Raw genomic sequence first — 16,752 nt, 5'->3', positions numbered from 1 at the left:
CGTCATGCGAAGACTGCTCGCGATTCTCGTCCTGCTCACGGGAGTGCTGACTCCTGCGCTGCCGGCTCAGGCGGCCACGACGTACACCAATCCGATCGGCACCAACCGCAGCGATCCGCACGTGATGAAGTACGGCGGCAAGTACTACCTCACGAGCACCGACGGCTGCGGCGGCTCCGGCTCGTCGATCTGTGTCTGGGAGTCGTCGACGATCACCGGTCTCGGCAGCGGTACGCGCTACGGCGTCTGGAAGGCGCCGGCGTGCCCGGCCGTCAACTGCACGGAGATCTGGGCGCCCGAGATCCACTTCATCGACAACAACTTCTACATCTACTACGCCGCGGACTCCGGCGACAACGCCGACCACCGCGTCTTCGCGCTGCAGTCGACCAACGGCACGCCCACCGGCCCGTACGCCGAAGCCGGCACCGGCTTCGCGCACGGCAAGCTCCAGGAAGCCAGCGACCGCTGGGCGATCGACTTCGACATCTTCCGGGGCGCCGACAGCCGTCTGTACGGAACGTGGTCCGGCTGGACCGCGACGACCGGTGACCAGCAGAACCTCTACATCGCGCCGATGTCCGACCCGCTGCACTTCTCCGGCCCGCGCGTGCAGATCTCCGCGCCGAACCGGCCCTGGGAAGTCGTTACGTACAAGGTGAACGAGGGCCCGGTCGGCTTCGTCAGAGGCGGCCGGACGTTCATCGCGTACTCCGCGAGCGCCTGCTGGGACAGCAGCTACGCCGTCGGCCTGCTCACCAACACCAGCGGCAACCTGCTCGACCCGAACGCCTGGGCCAAGACCGGGCCGCACTTCAAGTGGCACAGCGGAGTGAAGGCGAACGCGAGCTTCGTACCGGTCCAGACCCAGGACGGCACCGAGGACTGGTTCCTGTTCCACAGCAACACCGCGGGCTGCGATCCGCAACGGGTGCTGCGTGCCCAGCGGATGTTCTGGGATCCGGACGGCACACCCGTGCTGGGCTACCCGATCGCCGACGGTGTGCCGATCCAGGCGCCGAAGGGCGAGCTGGGCTCCGCCGGCTACCCGAACCCCTACCAGCAGGGCTGGGGCGACGCGTTCGGCGACCTGTCCGAGGGCGATACCAGCCACGGCCGCCGCGTCGGCAGCTGGACGGTCGTGAGCCCGGCGGAGGCGCGCGTGACGGGGTACGGCGGCACGGCGTGGACGCAGCTGTTCCGCGCCGCCAACCCCACCTACGAGACCTACACCGTCTCGGTCGACGTGCAGTGGACGGGGACGGGCACGACGTCGGCGTTCCCGAAGTACGGCCTGCACGCGTCGTACGACGATCGGAACAACAACGTCCAGGTGTTCGTCGACCGCAAGTACATGGTGCTGGCGACGCACGCGGTCGTGCAGGGCACCGAGGCGGTTTGGCAGAACGCGCCGCTGCCCGCCGGCTTCGACCCGGCGGCGTGGCACAACCTGCGGGTCCGCAAGAACGGCGCGACGTACCAGTTCTACCTGGACGGCGCTCTGCTGCAGACCCGCACGTTCACCGGCGGCTTCCCGGTGCTGCTCAACGGGCAGGTCGGGCTCGTCACCGAGGACACGACGGCGAACTACCGCAACCTGAGGGTCTACGACACCTGGTAGAAACGTGCGCTGTGCGCCGCATCTGGATCGTTGTGCTGTCGTTGCTGGCGATCGCCGGCTGTGCCGGGCAAGGGCGTGGCCAGGAGACGTGGGTCTACCAGCTCGCGGGCTACTCCGGCGGGCGTCTGGACGAGGTGGCAGGGGCCCCGGGCGACTATGCCGTGATCGACCTCGCGCTGGTGCCCGGCGAGACCCGCGACAGCCTGGCCGGCCGGATGACGGCGCTGATCGTGCGGGCGAGTGAGTACGCCAAGCAGCGCCGGCCGGGCTTCCTGATCGTGCCGCAGAACAGCCCGGAGCTGCGCCACCAGCCGGGCTACCTGGCCGCGATCGACGGGATCGGGGTGGAGGACCTGTTCTTCCGCGCCCACGACCAGCCCTGCCGCGAGGACTGGTGCGCCGAGAACCTGGCGAACGTCCGCGCGCTGAAAGCCGCCGGTAAGTTCGTCCTCGCCGTCGACTACGCGAAGCGGCCGGAGAACGTCGAGCAGGCGTGCGCCCGCTATCGGGAGGAAGGCTTCGCCGGCTACGTGTCGACGGTGGACCTGGACCGGGTGTCGGCAGGGTGCGGCTGAGATGGCCGCTCGTAAACCTCAAGAACGGGTCAGCGGCGTGCTGCTGATCGGGTCTGCGCGCCGCGCAGGAGCCAGGGGCGGGTCCAGCGTTTGAGGCGGGGCATCAGCACCCACGTCAGGAAGGCCGTCAGCAGCAGCGAGTTGACCACCAGCATCAGCGGCAACGGCAGCCCCGGAAACAACAGGCGAAACGCCGTCGACAACACCAGCAGGACCGGGAAGACCGAAAGCCACGTGATCAGGAACGTCTTCCACCGCGGCGAGGTGTCGGACCCCGGCACGGTGAACCACGCGATGTGGTCACGCTCGGTCGTGCGCTGCTGCTCCGACAGCTCGTCCCCACGACGGATCAGCTCCTTGCGACGCGAGGAGTTCTCCCAGGCCGACAGGTGCTCCGGAGTGTCGAACCGGTAGACGAGCTGGTTCAACCCCTGCTCGTCGTGCAGTCGTACGCCGCCCAGGTGGCCGGGGAACTCCGCTGCGGCCGCGTCGACCTCGTCCGCCCACGCGGCGAACGCCCGCTCCTTTCCTGGACGCACGACGCGAGTCACCACGACGGTCACCGGTTCGTCGGTCATGCCAGGAACTCCATCAGCTCCCGCAGGAGGAAGTCGGGATTCTCCTCCGGCGTCCAGTGGCCTCCGCCGGGCACGACCCGGCTGGTCACGTCCTCGGCGAGCTGCCCGGCCATCTCTCCGATCAGCGTGCCGTTGTCCAGTTCGCCGCCCATCGCCAGCACCGGCATCGGCAGCTTGTTGCTCACGAAGTCCGCGAACCGTACCTCGTCGGCCTCGAACGCGCGGTACAGCTCGAAGCCCGCACGCAGCGCACCCGGCTGGGCGTAAGCCGCCGCGTACACGGCCAGGTCGTCGTCAGTGATCGCTCCGGCCACCTTCGTGCGTTCGCGGTAGAACGTCGACAGGTAGGCGTACTCCCGGCCGCCGACCAGCAGCTCGGCGACATCCCGCTGCCGGTGCAGCCCGAAGTGCCAGGTCTGCGGGTCCTGTTTGGCCTGCTCCCAGGCCGGCGTGCCGGGCACCGGTACGTCGAGCATCGTCAACGACCTCACGCGTTCCGGCCACTGCGCGGCGAGTGCGTACGCCACCATCAGGCCGATGTCCCGTGCGACCAGGTGCACGCGGTCGAGGCCGAGCCGATCCAGCAGCTGGCGTACGTCCTGCGCCATCGTCGCCTTGTCGTATCCGCCGGGCGGCCGGCTGGAGTCGCCCGCGCCGCGATAGTCGACGGCGATCGTGTGCTGGCCGGCGTCTGCCAGCGCGGGCAGGACCTTTCGCCATGCGTACCAGGTCTGCGGCCAGCCGTGCAGCAGCAGGACAGGTACGCCGTCGGCGGGCCCGCCGGCCACCATGTGCAGCCGCACCTCGTCGACGTCGGTGAAGTGGTGGCTGAACGTGTCGTACAGCCCGGTTGGCAGCGTTCGGCCGTCGCCGATCATGCGAAACACCTCATATCGCCGCGTACCCCGTGACAGCTTTCTCACGCGTTGTCGATCCGGACGAGTCCTACCCTGCCCGTGGCACCCGGCGCATACGCTTGACCACAACGGGGATCGACCGTCCTTGAGGTCATACGGGCTCGGGGAGGCACCCATGGAGCCGGACAACAGTTTCCGGGAGTTCGTCGACGCGCGGGGCGCGACCCTGTCGCGCGCCGCCTACCTGCTCGCCGGTGAGCAGACTGTTGCCCGAGACCTGCTGCGGGGTGCTCTCGCCAAGGCGCTCAAACAGTGGGACCGGCTGCGCGACGGAGGCGATCCGGACGACTTCGTACGCCAGACCATGCTGTCCGCGACCTGGCTGTGGTGGCGCCACCCGCGCCGGCCCGGCGAGTTCGCGACGGCTGTCCTGCCCGATCACCCGGTCGAGGACGCCGAGGCGCCCGACATCCTGCCCAACGCCGTCCTCGCAGCGATCCTGCCGCGGCTGCGGCGCCGCCAGCGCGTCGTGCTCTACCTCAGGTTCGGCGAGGACGTGCCGGTGCCCGAGACCGCGCGCCTGCTCAGTTCCTCCTCCGACAAGGTCGCCACGTACACAAGGTCGGCGATCCGGCGCTGCCGCGAGCTGGCCCCCGGCGTACTCCCCGTGCCCGACCACGACGAGCCCGACATGTGGCCGGAATACCGCCGGTTCGCCGACTCGATCACCAGCTTCGCCGCCGCCGACGACGCGATGGTCGCGATCGGCCGCAACCGCCGGGTCGGCGCGGCGATCGCGGCCGTGCCGCTCGTGCTGATCCTGGTCGTCGTGGCCGGCGCGCTGTTGGACGGCGGTTTCCGTTCACCCGGCGACTCCACCGGGGGTGAGTTGCGGGCGTTCGGCCCCGTCCGTCAGTTGCCGAGTCCCGACCCGACGCCGCTGGTGCCGATCGACGTCTGGCGCCGCCCCGAGAACGAGCCGGTGCCCACCGGCACGCTGATCGAGGGCGAGCGCAGTGGCTGTGGCTACTACGACGGCTGCCACCTCTACCTCCGTACCCGGGAAGGTGTCCGGATCTCCGTCGAGTCGCTGCTGCCCGGCCTGTCGCGGCGCTGGACGCCGATCGGGCTGCACGGCGCCACCTGGTCACCGAACGGCGTGTGGTTCGGGTTGGCCCGGAGCCAGACGTATGAGTTCCACAACTTCTCCAACGGCGACCTGGTGCGGCTGCCGACCGGCCCGTCGCAGTCGTTCTGGGAGCCGATCGGCTGGTCGGCCGACTCGAGCGAGGCGTACCTCATACGGGTCGAGGACGACCGGCTGGCGGAGTACTTCGTCTTCGACGCCGAGCGCGGCGGCTACAGGAGCTTCCGGCCTGACAACGACTTCACGCTGCGACCGGTCGGCGTCGGACGCGGCGGCTCGCTGCTGGTCGCCGACCCGATCAAGGGCACCGCACCGCCGACGGGCAAGTTCAAGGTGTGGTCGCTCGACATCAAGAACTACGCCGATCAGCCGCCCGGAAGCTTGATCGGCACTCCGTTCACGCTCGATGTGAGCAAGCACCTTCGCAAGGGCGAGACGATCATCGGGCCGAGCGGCGTACCCAAGGTCATCCGGCCGGTGCTCGGCGACAACGCGCGCGCGTGGGTGACGGTGTTCAAGGAGGAGCGGAGCCTGGTGGTGCCGGTCGCCGTCCTGCACCTGGCCAACGACGACACCCAGACGGCCCGCATCGAGCTGCCGCGCGACGAGCAGGAGGGCAACTGGAGGTTGCTGGGGGCGCTCGGAAGTGGCATCGCGATGCTGCACGAACCGCTGCAGGGGGATTCCGAGATTGTTCTGTTCAACGGGCTGGGCCGGCAGTCCGTGCAATACGTTCCGGAGAGCAGCGATGTGCTGCTTCCGGGCATGTCGTACTAGTTCATGGCTAGCGTCTTCAGCGCATGACCTCACGGTGGGTCGAGACAGACGAATTTTTTGAGTGATTCCAGAATAAGACGTTAGGGTGATGACATGGCTCCGACCGATGGCCAGTCGCGGGAACGCGACGTCGACCTCTTGCGCTCGCGTGGACTGCGCGTGACCGCGCCGAGGCTGGCCGTGCTCGAAGCGCTGGTCGAGAAGTCCCACCTGGCGGCCGACGAAGTGGCGACGAAGGTACGAGCCGCGCACGGCTCGGTCTCGACCCAGGCCGTCTACGACGTTCTGCACACGCTCACCGCGGCCGGCCTGCTGCGGGCGATCGAGCCCGCCGGCAGCTCGACGCGGTACGAACGCAGGGTGGGCGACAACCATCACCATCTCGTCTGCCGCGCCTGCGGCACGGTCCGTGATGTTCAGTGCGTCGTGGGCTGGGCGCCCTGCCTGGACCCGTCCGACACCGTGGGTTTCGAGGTCGACGAAGCCGAGATCACGTTCTGGGGCACCTGCCCGGACTGCGCGGAGAGCACGGCGCACGCCAAGGCCACACCGCTCGGCTCGAAGTAGTTTCGACCTAACCCGACCTCTCGCCGCTCTTCCGGCCGCTCCACCCTCCTCCGGCCCGATCGTTGTCCCATCCGGCCTGTCTCGACCGCGCGCCGCGGACCGCGCCGGCATCCGCGGCGTCGTCGCGGAGTTGTCCGGCGCGCCCCCGGGCTGGGCGTCCTAGTCCGCGACGCCGATGGTCTGGTGGATGGATTCCGGTTGGTCGAGCGCGTGGAGCATCAGATGTGCGACGTCTGCCCGGGAGATGACGAGTCCACGCCGGACGTTTCGGCCGTACGCCGTCCGGTACGCACCAGTCAACGGCTTGTCGGTCAGGCGTGGTGGCCGCACCACCGTCCAGTCCAGGTGGCTGTCGCGGACGATGGCCTCCATCAGCGCGAGGTCGGCGTAGTGCTTGCGGAGGAGGGATTTCGTCAACGGGGCAAGGAAGTTCCGCATGAAGAACCCGTCGCCTGGGTCGTGCTTCGGCGGATCAGGCCGGCCCGGCGATCCCACGGTGCCGACCGGTGAGGCGCTCACCACGACGAGGCGCCGCACGCCCACCGACCGCATGGCGGTGATGATTGCCCGGGTGCCGCGGGAGGCGACGCCCGCGCCGGCCAACGACCGTGGGCCGAGCCCCGACAGCACCGCGTCGGCGCCAGTGACAGCCGACTCGAGCGCGACCTCGTCGGGAGCCGACAGGTCCGCCCGGACCGCTTCGACTTTCACCGCGAGCTTGCCGGGATCGCGGACGACGGCGGTGACGTCGTGACCGGCTTCGACGGCCTGTTCGAGGAGCTGGCGTCCGATCCCGCCGGTGGCCGCGACGATGGTGAGCTTCATGGCAGGAACGCCTTCGTGTTCTCCGCCGCCCACTCGGCGAACGTGAGCGCGGGCCGGCCGAGGACGTCGCGGACCGTCGTCGTGGAAGGCCCTGGCTGGGCGAGGCACTGGGCGAGGTAGCCGAGCATCCGGTCGGGAACCTCGTCCGGCACGCCCTGAGCGAGCATCGCGGCGCGTACCTGCTCGGGCGGGACTTCCTCCCACCGCAGCGACCTGCCGACGGCCTCGCCGATGACGCGGACCTGGTCGCGCTGGGAGAGCGACTCGGGTCCGGTGAGGGCGTACGAGCGGCCGGCATGGCCGTCGTCCAGCAGGGCGGCGGCCGCGACCGCGGCGATGTCGCGTTCGTGGATCGGCGAGACGGCGGCGTCGCCGTACGCGCCGCGCACGACGTCGCCCGCGCGGACCTGTGGCGCCCAGACCAGGCTGTTGGTGGCGTACTGCGCCGAACGCAGGAACGTCCACTGCAGGCCGGAGTCCTTGGCGGCGTCCTCCGCGGCCCGGAACGCGTCGGAGAACCGGCGGTAGCCGCCGCCGTACTCGACGGTGACGGCCGACAGCACGGCCACCCGCTTGGCCCCGTGGTCGGCCGCAAGCCGGAGCAGTTCCGGGATCCGCGCTCCGGCGGCGCGCGGGCTGAGCAGGACCCCGTCGATGTCGGGCAGGCCGCCTGCGAGCGTGGCGGGCTGGGACGGATCGCCGCGTACGAGCAGCGCCTGCGCGGGCAGGTCCGCGGCACCAGGGTCGCGGGTGACGGCCGCCACCTCATGCCCGCCGGCGAGCAGGAGCCGGACCGCTTCGCGGCCGACGGGCCCGGTGGCACCGGTGATCAAGATCATCAGGAACCTCTTCCTCTATGGTTTGTTCAGAATCCCATATAGTACGAGGTTCAAACAATATGACTTCCGTAACATCTGGCCGAGAACGCAGGCGGGTGACCACGGCGATCAAGGAGTCGCTGCGGGAACTGTCGATCCAGCTGTCGCTGCTGAACCATCAGGTCAGCACGCGGATCGAGCTGAACGACGTCGACTTCGGCTGCCTGGACCTGATCAACCGGCACGGCCCGCTGGGCGCGAAGGCGCTGGCTCGCCGCGCCGGCCTGCATCCGGCCACGGTGACGGGGATCCTCGACCGGCTGGAGCGGGGCGGCTGGATCGTGCGCGAGCGCGACCCCGCGGATCGCCGGGCCGTGCTGATCCGGGCGTTGCGCGACCGGAACGCCGAGGTCTACGGCCTCTACACCGGCATGAACACGTCGGTGGACGGCATCCTCGCCGGCTACAGCGACGCCGAACTGGAGGTCATCGCCGGCTTCCTGCTGCGTACGAAGGACGCCGGGGAGGGCGCGGTGGCGGAGTTCTCGGACGAGTGATCTACGCGCCGGGCCTGGGTCGTCCGAAGAACAGCACGTAACCGTCGTGGTCGGCGAGCTCGAACCCGCGCAGCCCGTCGCTCGTGTCGGCGAGCGGCTCGGTGAATGTCACGCCGCGCTCGGCCAGCTCGGCTGCCAGCGCGTCGGGATCGGCGACGTGGACGTAGGCGTCCCAACGGGCGTGCTGGTGCCGCTCGTGGTTGGGCAGCGCGAGCACCTCGTCGGCGACGGCCTTCAGCATGAGCTGCGCGCCGTCCCGCGCGACGATCGCGAAGTACGGATCGGGTTGCGGGCCGAGATAGGTGACCTCGAAGCCCAGCCGATCGCGGTAGAACGCCGCGGCGGGCTCGACCTCGCTCACCACGAACAGGGGAGAGATCGCGCCGAGCGTGGCGCGTACCGGTGCCGAAGTCGGTGCGGCTGCCATGGCAGCTCCCTTCGCCGGGAAGTTGGACCTCAGCCTAGGGCACGTACGTCCACCTTCAAGCCAGCGTCGCGGAGGAGGCGCAACGTCAGGGCGCGCTCTGCTCGCAGGTAGGCGGCCAACGTCTCGAGGTCGTGCACCGGTCGCTTGGTGGCGTAGCCCGCGACCTTCTCCACGAGCCGGTCCAGCCAGCCCGGCCCCTCCCGATCGCCGGCCCGGCGCAGCGCCGTCAGCGGATCGCCGTCGAGGTAGAGGATCTCGAAGTCGACCGGCTCCAACACTGCCCGAAGCGACGCCAGGAACCCGGCCGCCGCCTGCTCGCTCATCCCGAACGCGAACAGCGACGGCAGGTACGGCATCAGCGCGTCGGCGATGGCGACGTCGTACCCCTCGGCCAGCAGCCACCCGACATAGGCCCGCGTGCTGGACAGGAACAGCTCCGGCGGCACCGACCCCTCGCGCTGGTACGACTCCCACACCGGCGCGAAGGCCGCCCGCGTACGGATCTCCTTCTCCTCGAAGTGATCGACCCGCAGGCCCTCGGCTGCGAAGCCGCGGTGCAGGCGCTCGCACTCCGTCGACTTGCCGACGCCGGGGGAGGAGCCGAGCACCGCGATCAGGCGGACCATGTGGCCGCCGGAGGCACTAGTTCGAACGACCTAGGACCCGGCCATCCGCAGCCCGATGTACGCGACGCCCTTGGTTCGTACCTTCCAAGCATGACGACCATCTTGGAGCCTGAGTCGCGGACCATGACACCGGCACCGGCACCGACACCGGCACCCGCCCAGACTCCTGCACCCAAACGGCGGGCCCTCAGCGCCGCCCTCGTCGCGCTCAGCACGCTGATCGCCCTGGAGTACCTCGCGGTCACCACCGCGATGCCGGTCATCGCCGCGGACCTCGACGGTTTCGCCCTGTACGGCCTGGCCTTCTCCGGCGCGATGGCCGCCGCCGTCTTCGCCACAGTCCTCGGCGGCCCGTGGGGAGACGTACGCGGACCGGCCGAGCCCACCTGGATCGGCGTCGGCACGTTCGTCGCCGGCCTCGTGACGGCCGGCCTCGCGCCGAACCTGGCCGTGTTCCTCGCAGGCAGGCTCCTCCAGGGCTTCGGCGGCAGCCTGTTCGTCGTCGCGATGTACTTGCTGGTCGCCCGCGTCTACCCGGCCGAGCTGCACCCCAAGGTGTTCTCGCTGCTCGCCACCGCCTGGGTCGTTCCCTCGATGGCCGGTCCCGCGCTGATCGGCCTGGTCGCCGAGCACCTCGGCTGGCGCTGGGTGTTCCTCGGCGTCGCGGTCCTGGCCGTACCCGCCATGTACGTCCTGGCCAGGGGCCTGAAGGGCCAGCCGATCGCCGGTGGCCAGGCCACCCGGGTGCCAGGTCTCGCCCGACGCCTCGCCTGGGCCGCGGTCGCCGCCGTCGGCGCCGCCGCGATGCAGCTCGGCTCCGGTACGGAGACGGGCGGCGCCGCTCTCCCCGTCCTCCTGGCCGGGGCGGCGGCCCTGGCCGTCGCACTCCCGCGCCTGCTCCCCGAGCGCACCCTCCGCGCCGCCCGCGGCCTCCCCGCCGTCGTACTCCTGCGTGGCCTCGTCGCCGGCGCGTTCATCGCTGCTGAGGTACTGGTCCCGCTCATGCTCGTCGAGCAGCATCACCTCTCCCCGACGCTGGCCGGCGTCGCGCTCACCGGCGGCGCGCTGTCGTGGTCCGCCGCCTCCGCCGTCCAGGGCCGCGGCTGGGTCAGCCGCCCGTTCGCCCTGACGGGAGGCGCCGCGTTCGTCACGGCCGGCATCACGTTGATGGGCCTGGTCTCCCTCGGCGCGATCCCCACGCCGGTCGCCTACGCCTCCTGGATCCTCGCCGGCTTCGGCATCGGCATGGTCTACCCCACACTGTCCGTCCGCACCCTGGAGCTGTCGGAGGCGGGCCAGCAGGGCCGGAACAGCTCGTCGCTGCAGGTCGGAGAGCAGATGTTCACCGTCGTCGGCGTCGCCGTCACCACAGCCCTCTTCACAGCGGGCGGCATGTTCCTCCTGCCGTTCGCCGTGGCAGCCCTGCTCGGCTTGATCGGCGTCCTGATGGGGAAGAGGTCGTACGCGTGAGCGACCTCACCAGACCGGGCATCACGGGCATCGCGCTCGACTCCAGCCTCCGCGGCTACGAGCAGGCGCTCGCCGTCGCCGACCTCGCCGACCACGAGCACATCGACCTCGTGACCGCCCCCGACCACCCCTATCTCCCGCGTGAGCTGGAGGTGTGGACGTTCCTCACCACCGTCGCCGCCCGCACCCAGCGAGTCTCCGTCGGCACGAACGTCGCCTCGGCCGCCCTCCGTCCGGCCCCGATGCTCGCCAAAGCGGCGGCCACCCTGCAGGTCATCAGCGGCGGCCGCACCGCCCTCGGCGTCGGCGCGGGCGGCCCGCTGGACCAGGTCAACACGTTCCTCCCGGCCGAGCTGACCGTCAAGGAGTCGGTCACCGCGCTCGAGGAGGCCCTCCACGTGCTCAAGACCACCGCTCACCCAGGCGGCCCCGACCCGCTCCGGATCGAAGGCCGGCACCACCGGATCGAGGGCGCCCGGTTCGGCCCGCAGCCCGACCGGCCGGTGCCGCTCTGGGTCGGCTCGTTCGCACCCCGCACGCTGCACCTCACCGGCCAGTACGCCGACGGGTGGCTCCCCACCAACCTCTACCTCGACCTCGCCGACGTCCCGGACATGCAGGCGCGGATCGACCGCGCCGCCCACCGGGCGGGCCGCGACCCGGCATGTATACGCCGCGTGTTCAACGTCATGGGCACCATCACCGATGACACCGACGACGCAGACCGGACGGCCAGAGAGAACGGCCGCCGCCTGACCGGCCCGCCCGGGCACTGGGTCGAGGCGCTCACCGACTACCACCAGCGGCTGGGCTTCGACGGCTTCGTCTTCTGGCCGATCGCCGGCGATCCGCTGGCCCAGGCGCAGCGGTTCGTCAAGGAGGTTCGGCCAGAGCTCCCCGGCGTGTTCCAGCCGGCTTGCTGATCGGAAACTCCTTGTAACTAAGCGATGTGCGCCGAATCGGCGACCCGCCCGGGAAAGTTCTTTCCGGTTCCGGCGTTGGCGGCATGTCGCCTCGGACGTCGTTCGAACGGCCCCTAAAGTTGTCCTCCCGGTCTGCGTCCGCCACCTGCCGAGGGGAGTACCCGACAGTGCCCGACTCATTCGTCCACCTCCACGTACACACCGAGTACTCCATGCTCGACGGCGCCGCCAAGAACAGCAAGCTCTTCGCGGAGGTGGAACGACAGGGCATGCCCGCTGTTGCCATGAGTGACCACGGCAACATGTTCGGGGCCTACGAGTTCTTCCAGACCGCGAAGAAGACCTCCGTCAAGCCGATCATCGGCATCGAGGCCTACGTCGCGCCCGAGTCGCGCTTCCACAAGAAGCCGGTGTTCTGGGCCAACGCCGGCGGCGGCCGCAACAACGACGACAGCACGGAGGGTGGCAAGGACGTCTCGGGTGGCGGCCGCTACACCCACATGACCATGTGGGCCACCGACGCGGGCGGCTTACGCAACCTCTTCCGGCTGTCCTCGCTGGCGAGCTACGAGGGCTACTACGGCAAGCCGCGGATGGACCGCGAACTGCTCGAGACGCATGCCAAGGGCATCATCGCCACCACCGGCTGCCCCTCGGGCGAGGTCCAGACCCGCTTACGGCTCGGCCAGTACGACGAGGCGATCAAGGCCGCTTCCTACTACCAGGACCTCTTCGGCAAGGAAAACTACTTCCTCGAGCTGATGGACCACGGTCTCGGCATCGAGCGCGACGTACGCCAGGACCTCCTGAAGATCGCCAGGGAGCTCAGCATCCCGCTGCTGGCCACCAACGACTCCCACTACGTCACCGAGGACCAGTCCGACGCCCACGACAGCCTGCTGTGCGTCGGCGTGGGCAAGAACAAGGACGACCCCAACCGCTTCAAGTTCAACGGCTCGGGCTACTACATCAAGACCGCCGAGCAGATGCGGGACCTCTTCAAGGAGCTCCCGGAGGCCTGCACCAACACGCTGGCGATCGCCGAGCGGATCGGCGACTACAGCGAGGTCTTCGACTACGTCGACCGGATGCCGCAGTTCGACGTCCCCGAGGGCGAGACCCAGACCTCCTGGCTGCGCAAGGAGGTCGACAAGGGCATCCAGCTCCGCTACGGCGACAGTCCGAGCCAGGAGGTTCTCGACCGGGTCGAGAAGGAGTTCAGCGTCATCAGCCCGATGGGCTTCGACTCCTACTTCCTCGTGGTCGCCGACATCTGCCGGTACGCCAGGGAGAACGGCATCCCGGTCGGCCCGGGCCGTGGTTCGGCCACCGGCTCGATCGTCGCGTACGCCACCCGCATCACCGAGCTCTGCCCGCTCGAGCACAACCTGCTGTTCGAGCGCTTCCTCAACCCCGAGCGGATCAGCCCTCCCGACGTCGACCTCGACTTCGACGACCGCCAGCGCGACCAGATGGTGCGCTACGTCACCGACAAGTACGGCGCCGAATACACCGCACAGGTCAACACGTTCGGCACGATCAAGGCGAAGGCCGCCGTCAAGGACGCTTCCCGCATCCTCGGCTACCCCTTCGCCGTGGGCGACCGGATCAGCAAGGCGATGCCGCCCGACGTGATGGGCAAGGGCATGCCGCTGTCGGGCATGTTCGACCCCGAGCACCCGCGTTACACCGAGGCCGGCGAGATCCGCACGCTGTACGAAACCGATCCCGACGTCAAGAAGGTGATCGACACCGCGCGCGGCATCGAGGGCCTGATCCGCGGCACCGGCGTGCACGCTGCCGCGGTCATCCTGTCGTCGGCTCCACTGCTCGACCTGATCCCGCTGCACCGGCGTGACAAAGACGGCGTGATCATCACCGGGTTCGACTATCCGTCTTGTGAAGACATGGGTCTGATCAAGATGGACTTCCTGGGCCTGCGCAACCTCGGCATCATCGACCACGCGATCAAGGTCATCAAGGACAACCGGGGTATCGAGCTCGACACCGAGACGATCGCGCTCGACGACGAGAAGACCTACAAGCTGCTCGGCCGCGGCGACACCCTCGGGGTGTTCCAGCTCGACGGCGGGCCGATGCGCAACCTCCTGAAGCTGATGGAGCCGGACCGATTCGAGGACATCGCGGCTGTGCTCGCGCTGTACCGCCCGGGTCCGATGGCCGCCAACGCGCACATCAACTACGCCGAGCGCAAGAACAAGCGCCAGGAAATCTCCCCGATCCACCCGGAGCTGGAGAAGGCGCTCGAGCCGATCCTCGGCACCACCTACCACCTGCTGGTCTACCAAGAGCAGATCATGGCGGTGGCCCGGGAGCTGGCCGGCTACAGCCTCGGCGGCGCGGATGTCCTGCGCCGGGCGATGGGCAAGAAGAAGAAGGAGATCCTGGAGGCCTCCTTCGCCGAGTTCCAGCAGGGCATGCGCAACAACGGCTACTCCGACGAGGCCATCAAGGCCCTGTGGGACGTCATGTTGCCGTTCTCCGGTTATGCCTTCAACAAGTCCCACACCGCCGGTTACGGGCTCGTCTCCTACTGGACCGCCTACCTCAAGGCCAACTACCCCGCCGAATACATGGCGGCGCTCCTGACGTCGGTCGACGACGACAAGGACAAGATGGCGGTCTACCTCGCCGATGCGCGCAAGATCGGCATCAAGGTGCTGCAGCCCGACATCAACGAGTCGGTCGCCGACTTCACCGCCGTCGGCGACGACGTGCGCTTCGGGCTGAAGGCCGTCCGCAACGTCGGCGCCAACGTCATCGAGTCGCTGGTCGCCACCCGTGAGGCCAAGGGCAAGTTCACGTCGTTCTCCGACTTCCTGTCCAAGGTCGAGGTCACGGTCTGCAACAAGCGCGTGATCGAGTCGCTGATCAAGGCCGGCGCGTTCGACTCGCTCGGCCACAGGCGCGCGTCGCTGCTGGCCTGCCACGAGCAGGCGGTCGACGCTGTGGTCGACGTCAAGCGCGCCGAGCAGCACGGCCAGTACGACCTGTTCGCCGCGTTCGAGGCCGAGGGTGACGACGAGCCGACGTCGCAGTTCGGCGTCGAGGTCGACGAGACGATCGAGGAGTGGCCGCGCAAGCAGTTGCTGGCGCAGGAACGCGACATGCTCGGCCTGTACGTCTCCGCCCACCCGCTCGACGGCGCCGAGTCGATCCTGGCCCGCAACCGCGACATCCGGATCGTCGACCTGCTCGGTGGCGAACGTACCGAGGGCGAGGTCCGGATCGCCGGCATGATCACCAAGGTCGACCGGCGGATCAACAAGAAGGGCGACCCCTGGGCGATCGTCACGATCGAGGACCTCGACGGTGGTGTCGAGGTGCTGTTCTTCCCCTCGACCTACCTCCTGTGCAGCCAGCAGCTGATGGACGACGCCGTGGTCACGGTCAAGGGCCGGGTCAACGAGCGCGACGGCGCGATCAGCATCTTCGGGCAGGAGCTCGCGCCACTCGACATCTCCAACGCCGAGAACTCCTCGTTCGCGCCGGTGATCGTGACGCTGCGGGCGGCCCAGGTGACGCCGGCGCTGGTCGCCGAGATCAAGGCGATCATGCAGGACCACAAGGGCGAGAACCCGATTCAGATCCACATGCAGCAGGTGCAGGGTGGCCTGCTGAAGTTCGCGCTGCCCGACTGGCGAGTCAACGCCGACACCGCGTTCATGGGCGACATGAAGCAGTTGCTCGGCCCGTCGGCCATCCAAATGTGATCAGGGTCTGAGGTGGGTTGACGCAGAAGCCAACAGGTGGTGAGCCGCCGGTCGTCGAGATCGGCGGCCCGCTGCCGTGTGAGCGCTGTTACCTGCGGATCGGGCTGATGTCGGCCTCGATCCCGCGAGCCGGCGTCGACGGCCGCCACACCGTCGTCCTCTGCCCCTCCTGCGACGCCGACGACGCGGCCGCGGGTCCGATCATCACGTTCTTCCTCGTACACGGCCGGATCAGTGACGAGACGGTCGAGGAGTTCAGCAAGCTGGCCCTGACCTGGACCCGCCAGCTGCGCCCGCCGGCCTACGACGAGCAGGCCTTCGAGGCCGACGTCGAGTCCTGGTACACCGGCGACTTCGACGACTCCTGGCGGTTCTAGCGGTTCGTTCGCTAGTCCCACCAGAACGACCACGTGGTCGCCTTGGTGAGCCAGATCGCGTAGTCCTCGAAGGTGAACGGCTCCTCGGCCTGCCAGAAGTTGTCCGGGCAGAAGAGGTAGTGCTCCATGCACAGCCGCCGCGCCTGCTCGATCGTGCGCGGCGGCCAGGGGACGGTGACGGTGAGCGTGCTGAACGCCAAGGTGGCGACGCGTACGCCGAACCGTTCCTGCCACGAGCGCACGACGATGGCCGGCTCCTGGTAGGAGTCGGCGTACCATCCGGAGGCGGTCAGCGCGGCACCGCCGTCCGGGGCGGTGACCAGGCCGAGGTACGGCCCGTGGTCGCTGCCCGTCAGGAGCTGTCGCATCCCTTCGGCCGTGCGTGCCACCGTGGCAGCGTGCTGGTCGGGGTCGACGTCCGACGTCACCGCGTCGGCGAGGCCGGGCCAGCTGGAGAACGGTCTCGGCCCGTAGCTGTCGCCGAGCGTGGACCATCCGTAGACCTCGTCGTGCTCCCATTCGTTCCACTGCTCGCGGAACATCCGATCGAGGTCGCCGGCCGGGGGAGTGGGTTCCGGCGTCAGCTCACCGCTCGCCCATGGCCGTAGTTTGCCGCGGTCCAGCATGCCGCCCAGCAGCAGCGGCCACGTCCCGGTCTTGGCGTGCTGGGCCAGGAGGTCGCCCCAGCGGCGGCCGGCCTCCCGTTCGTCCAGTGGATCGTTCGAGATCCACAGGCCGGCCTGGACCTGCCGGCCCGGTGGCATGCGCGCGTCCTCACCGGCCAGGTCACCGCAGCCGGCCAGCCCTGCCAAGGCCATCGCCCCCAGTCCCTTCAGCAGCAAACGACGTAGCACGTCGCTCACGACAACGCCC

Annotated in this window: 16 protein-coding genes; 9 read left to right on the top strand and 7 right to left on the bottom strand. The window is 69.2% G+C overall.

What is annotated here, in order from left to right; translation table 11 throughout:
• The first annotated feature begins 4 nt into the window (after positions 1-4).
• Entirely contained in the window at positions 5-1,621 is a 1,617-nt protein-coding gene (locus ACYVF6_RS44705; RefSeq protein WP_460532761.1) for a glycoside hydrolase family 43 protein, read from the top strand.
• Positions 1,622-1,632: 11 nt separating this feature from the next.
• Entirely contained in the window at positions 1,633-2,196 is a 564-nt protein-coding gene (locus ACYVF6_RS44700; protein WP_460532758.1) for an endo alpha-1,4 polygalactosaminidase, read from the top strand.
• A gap of 29 nt (positions 2,197-2,225) precedes the next feature.
• On the opposite strand, the gene ACYVF6_RS44695 is transcribed toward ACYVF6_RS44700, so the two are convergent.
• Positions 2,226-2,774: a hypothetical protein gene (locus ACYVF6_RS44695; RefSeq protein WP_460532755.1), complete on the bottom strand. Its 549-nt coding sequence runs from the start codon at positions 2,772-2,774 to the stop codon at positions 2,226-2,228.
• On the bottom strand, positions 2,771-3,652 hold the full coding sequence (locus ACYVF6_RS44690; RefSeq protein ID WP_460532752.1) for an alpha/beta fold hydrolase: 882 nt from the start codon (positions 3,650-3,652) through the stop codon (positions 2,771-2,773). Before ACYVF6_RS44690 ends, ACYVF6_RS44695 begins: the two co-directional genes overlap by 4 nt.
• 154 nt (positions 3,653-3,806) lie before the next feature.
• On the opposite strand from ACYVF6_RS44690, the gene ACYVF6_RS44685 reads away from it, so the two are divergent.
• On the top strand, positions 3,807-5,555 hold the full coding sequence (locus ACYVF6_RS44685) for a SigE family RNA polymerase sigma factor (protein ID WP_460532749.1): 1,749 nt from the start codon (positions 3,807-3,809) through the stop codon (positions 5,553-5,555).
• 93 nt (positions 5,556-5,648) lie between these two features.
• On the top strand, positions 5,649-6,122 hold the full coding sequence (locus tag ACYVF6_RS44680) for a Fur family transcriptional regulator (RefSeq protein ID WP_460532746.1): 474 nt from the start codon (positions 5,649-5,651) through the stop codon (positions 6,120-6,122).
• Positions 6,123-6,281: 159 nt separating this feature from the next.
• Here ACYVF6_RS44680 and ACYVF6_RS44675 read toward each other — a convergent pair whose 3' ends face one another.
• Together ACYVF6_RS44675 and ACYVF6_RS44670 are read right to left on the bottom strand one after the other, a co-directional pair.
• Positions 6,282-6,947 carry an NAD(P)-dependent oxidoreductase gene (locus ACYVF6_RS44675; RefSeq protein WP_460532743.1) on the bottom strand — a complete coding sequence of 222 codons (666 nt, stop codon included), beginning with the start codon at positions 6,945-6,947 and terminating at the stop codon, positions 6,282-6,284.
• Positions 6,944-7,786: a Rossmann-fold NAD(P)-binding domain-containing protein gene (locus tag ACYVF6_RS44670; protein ID WP_460532740.1), complete on the bottom strand. Its 843-nt coding sequence runs from the start codon at positions 7,784-7,786 to the stop codon at positions 6,944-6,946. The genes ACYVF6_RS44675 and ACYVF6_RS44670 overlap by 4 nt, the downstream gene beginning before the upstream one ends.
• A 59-nt stretch (positions 7,787-7,845) precedes the next feature.
• Between ACYVF6_RS44670 and ACYVF6_RS44665 the strand changes: the two genes are divergently transcribed.
• A complete protein-coding gene (locus ACYVF6_RS44665) occupies positions 7,846-8,322 on the top strand; it encodes a MarR family transcriptional regulator (RefSeq protein WP_460532737.1) in 477 nt (158 codons plus the stop codon).
• Position 8,323: 1 nt separating this feature from the next.
• On the opposite strand, the gene ACYVF6_RS44660 is transcribed toward ACYVF6_RS44665, so the two are convergent.
• Together ACYVF6_RS44660 and ACYVF6_RS44655 are read right to left on the bottom strand one after the other, a co-directional pair.
• Positions 8,324-8,749 carry a VOC family protein gene (locus tag ACYVF6_RS44660; RefSeq protein WP_460532734.1) on the bottom strand — a complete coding sequence of 142 codons (426 nt, stop codon included), beginning with the start codon at positions 8,747-8,749 and terminating at the stop codon, positions 8,324-8,326.
• A 29-nt stretch (positions 8,750-8,778) separates the two neighbouring features.
• A complete protein-coding gene (locus ACYVF6_RS44655) occupies positions 8,779-9,375 on the bottom strand; it encodes a hypothetical protein (RefSeq protein ID WP_460532731.1) in 597 nt (198 codons plus the stop codon).
• A 90-nt stretch (positions 9,376-9,465) separates the two neighbouring features.
• Here ACYVF6_RS44655 and ACYVF6_RS44650 point away from each other — a divergent pair, with 90 nt between their 5' ends.
• From ACYVF6_RS44650 to ACYVF6_RS44635, 4 genes are all read left to right on the top strand, one after another.
• Positions 9,466-10,845 (top strand): MFS transporter, encoded by a 1,380-nt coding sequence (locus ACYVF6_RS44650; protein ID WP_460532728.1) that lies wholly within the window; start codon positions 9,466-9,468, stop codon positions 10,843-10,845.
• Complete coding sequence (locus tag ACYVF6_RS44645) at positions 10,842-11,768, top strand: LLM class flavin-dependent oxidoreductase (RefSeq protein ID WP_460532725.1); 927 nt, start codon at positions 10,842-10,844, stop codon at positions 11,766-11,768. The genes ACYVF6_RS44650 and ACYVF6_RS44645 overlap by 4 nt, the downstream gene beginning before the upstream one ends.
• 167 nt (positions 11,769-11,935) lie before the next feature.
• Complete coding sequence (gene dnaE / locus ACYVF6_RS44640) at positions 11,936-15,502, top strand: DNA polymerase III subunit alpha (RefSeq protein WP_460532722.1); 3,567 nt, start codon at positions 11,936-11,938, stop codon at positions 15,500-15,502.
• Positions 15,503-15,519: 17 nt separating this feature from the next.
• Positions 15,520-15,879, top strand: a complete 360-nt coding sequence (locus tag ACYVF6_RS44635; RefSeq protein WP_460532719.1) for a DUF6300 family protein — start codon at positions 15,520-15,522, stop codon at positions 15,877-15,879.
• Between the two features lie 11 nt (positions 15,880-15,890).
• Here ACYVF6_RS44635 and ACYVF6_RS44630 read toward each other — a convergent pair whose 3' ends face one another.
• Positions 15,891-16,742: a DUF4253 domain-containing protein gene (locus ACYVF6_RS44630; protein ID WP_460532716.1), complete on the bottom strand. Its 852-nt coding sequence runs from the start codon at positions 16,740-16,742 to the stop codon at positions 15,891-15,893.
• Positions 16,743-16,752 lie beyond the last annotated feature (10 nt).

The organism is Flindersiella endophytica (genome assembly GCF_054779015.1).
The sequence above is the reverse complement of the archived record's forward strand: the minus strand, read 5'-3'. Positions and strand labels throughout refer to the sequence as shown.

Bases quoted from the DNA above. Each gene is read 5' to 3' on its own strand.
- ACYVF6_RS44705 (WP_460532761.1), top strand. From the start codon at position 5: ATGCGAAGACTGCTCGCGATTCTCGTCCTGCTCACGGGAGTGCTGACT.
- ACYVF6_RS44695 (WP_460532755.1), bottom strand. From the start codon at position 2,774: ATGACCGACGAACCGGTGACCGTCGTGGTGACTCGCGTCGTGCGTCCA.
- ACYVF6_RS44690 (WP_460532752.1), bottom strand. From the start codon at position 3,652: ATGATCGGCGACGGCCGAACGCTGCCAACCGGGCTGTACGACACGTTC.
- ACYVF6_RS44685 (WP_460532749.1), top strand. From the start codon at position 3,807: ATGGAGCCGGACAACAGTTTCCGGGAGTTCGTCGACGCGCGGGGCGCG.
- ACYVF6_RS44680 (WP_460532746.1), top strand. From the start codon at position 5,649: ATGGCTCCGACCGATGGCCAGTCGCGGGAACGCGACGTCGACCTCTTG.
- ACYVF6_RS44675 (WP_460532743.1), bottom strand. From the start codon at position 6,947: ATGAAGCTCACCATCGTCGCGGCCACCGGCGGGATCGGACGCCAGCTC.
- ACYVF6_RS44670 (WP_460532740.1), bottom strand. From the start codon at position 7,786: ATGATCTTGATCACCGGTGCCACCGGGCCCGTCGGCCGCGAAGCGGTC.
- ACYVF6_RS44665 (WP_460532737.1), top strand. From the start codon at position 7,846: ATGACTTCCGTAACATCTGGCCGAGAACGCAGGCGGGTGACCACGGCG.
- ACYVF6_RS44660 (WP_460532734.1), bottom strand. From the start codon at position 8,749: ATGGCAGCCGCACCGACTTCGGCACCGGTACGCGCCACGCTCGGCGCG.
- ACYVF6_RS44655 (WP_460532731.1), bottom strand. From the start codon at position 9,375: ATGGTCCGCCTGATCGCGGTGCTCGGCTCCTCCCCCGGCGTCGGCAAG.
- ACYVF6_RS44650 (WP_460532728.1), top strand. From the start codon at position 9,466: ATGACGACCATCTTGGAGCCTGAGTCGCGGACCATGACACCGGCACCG.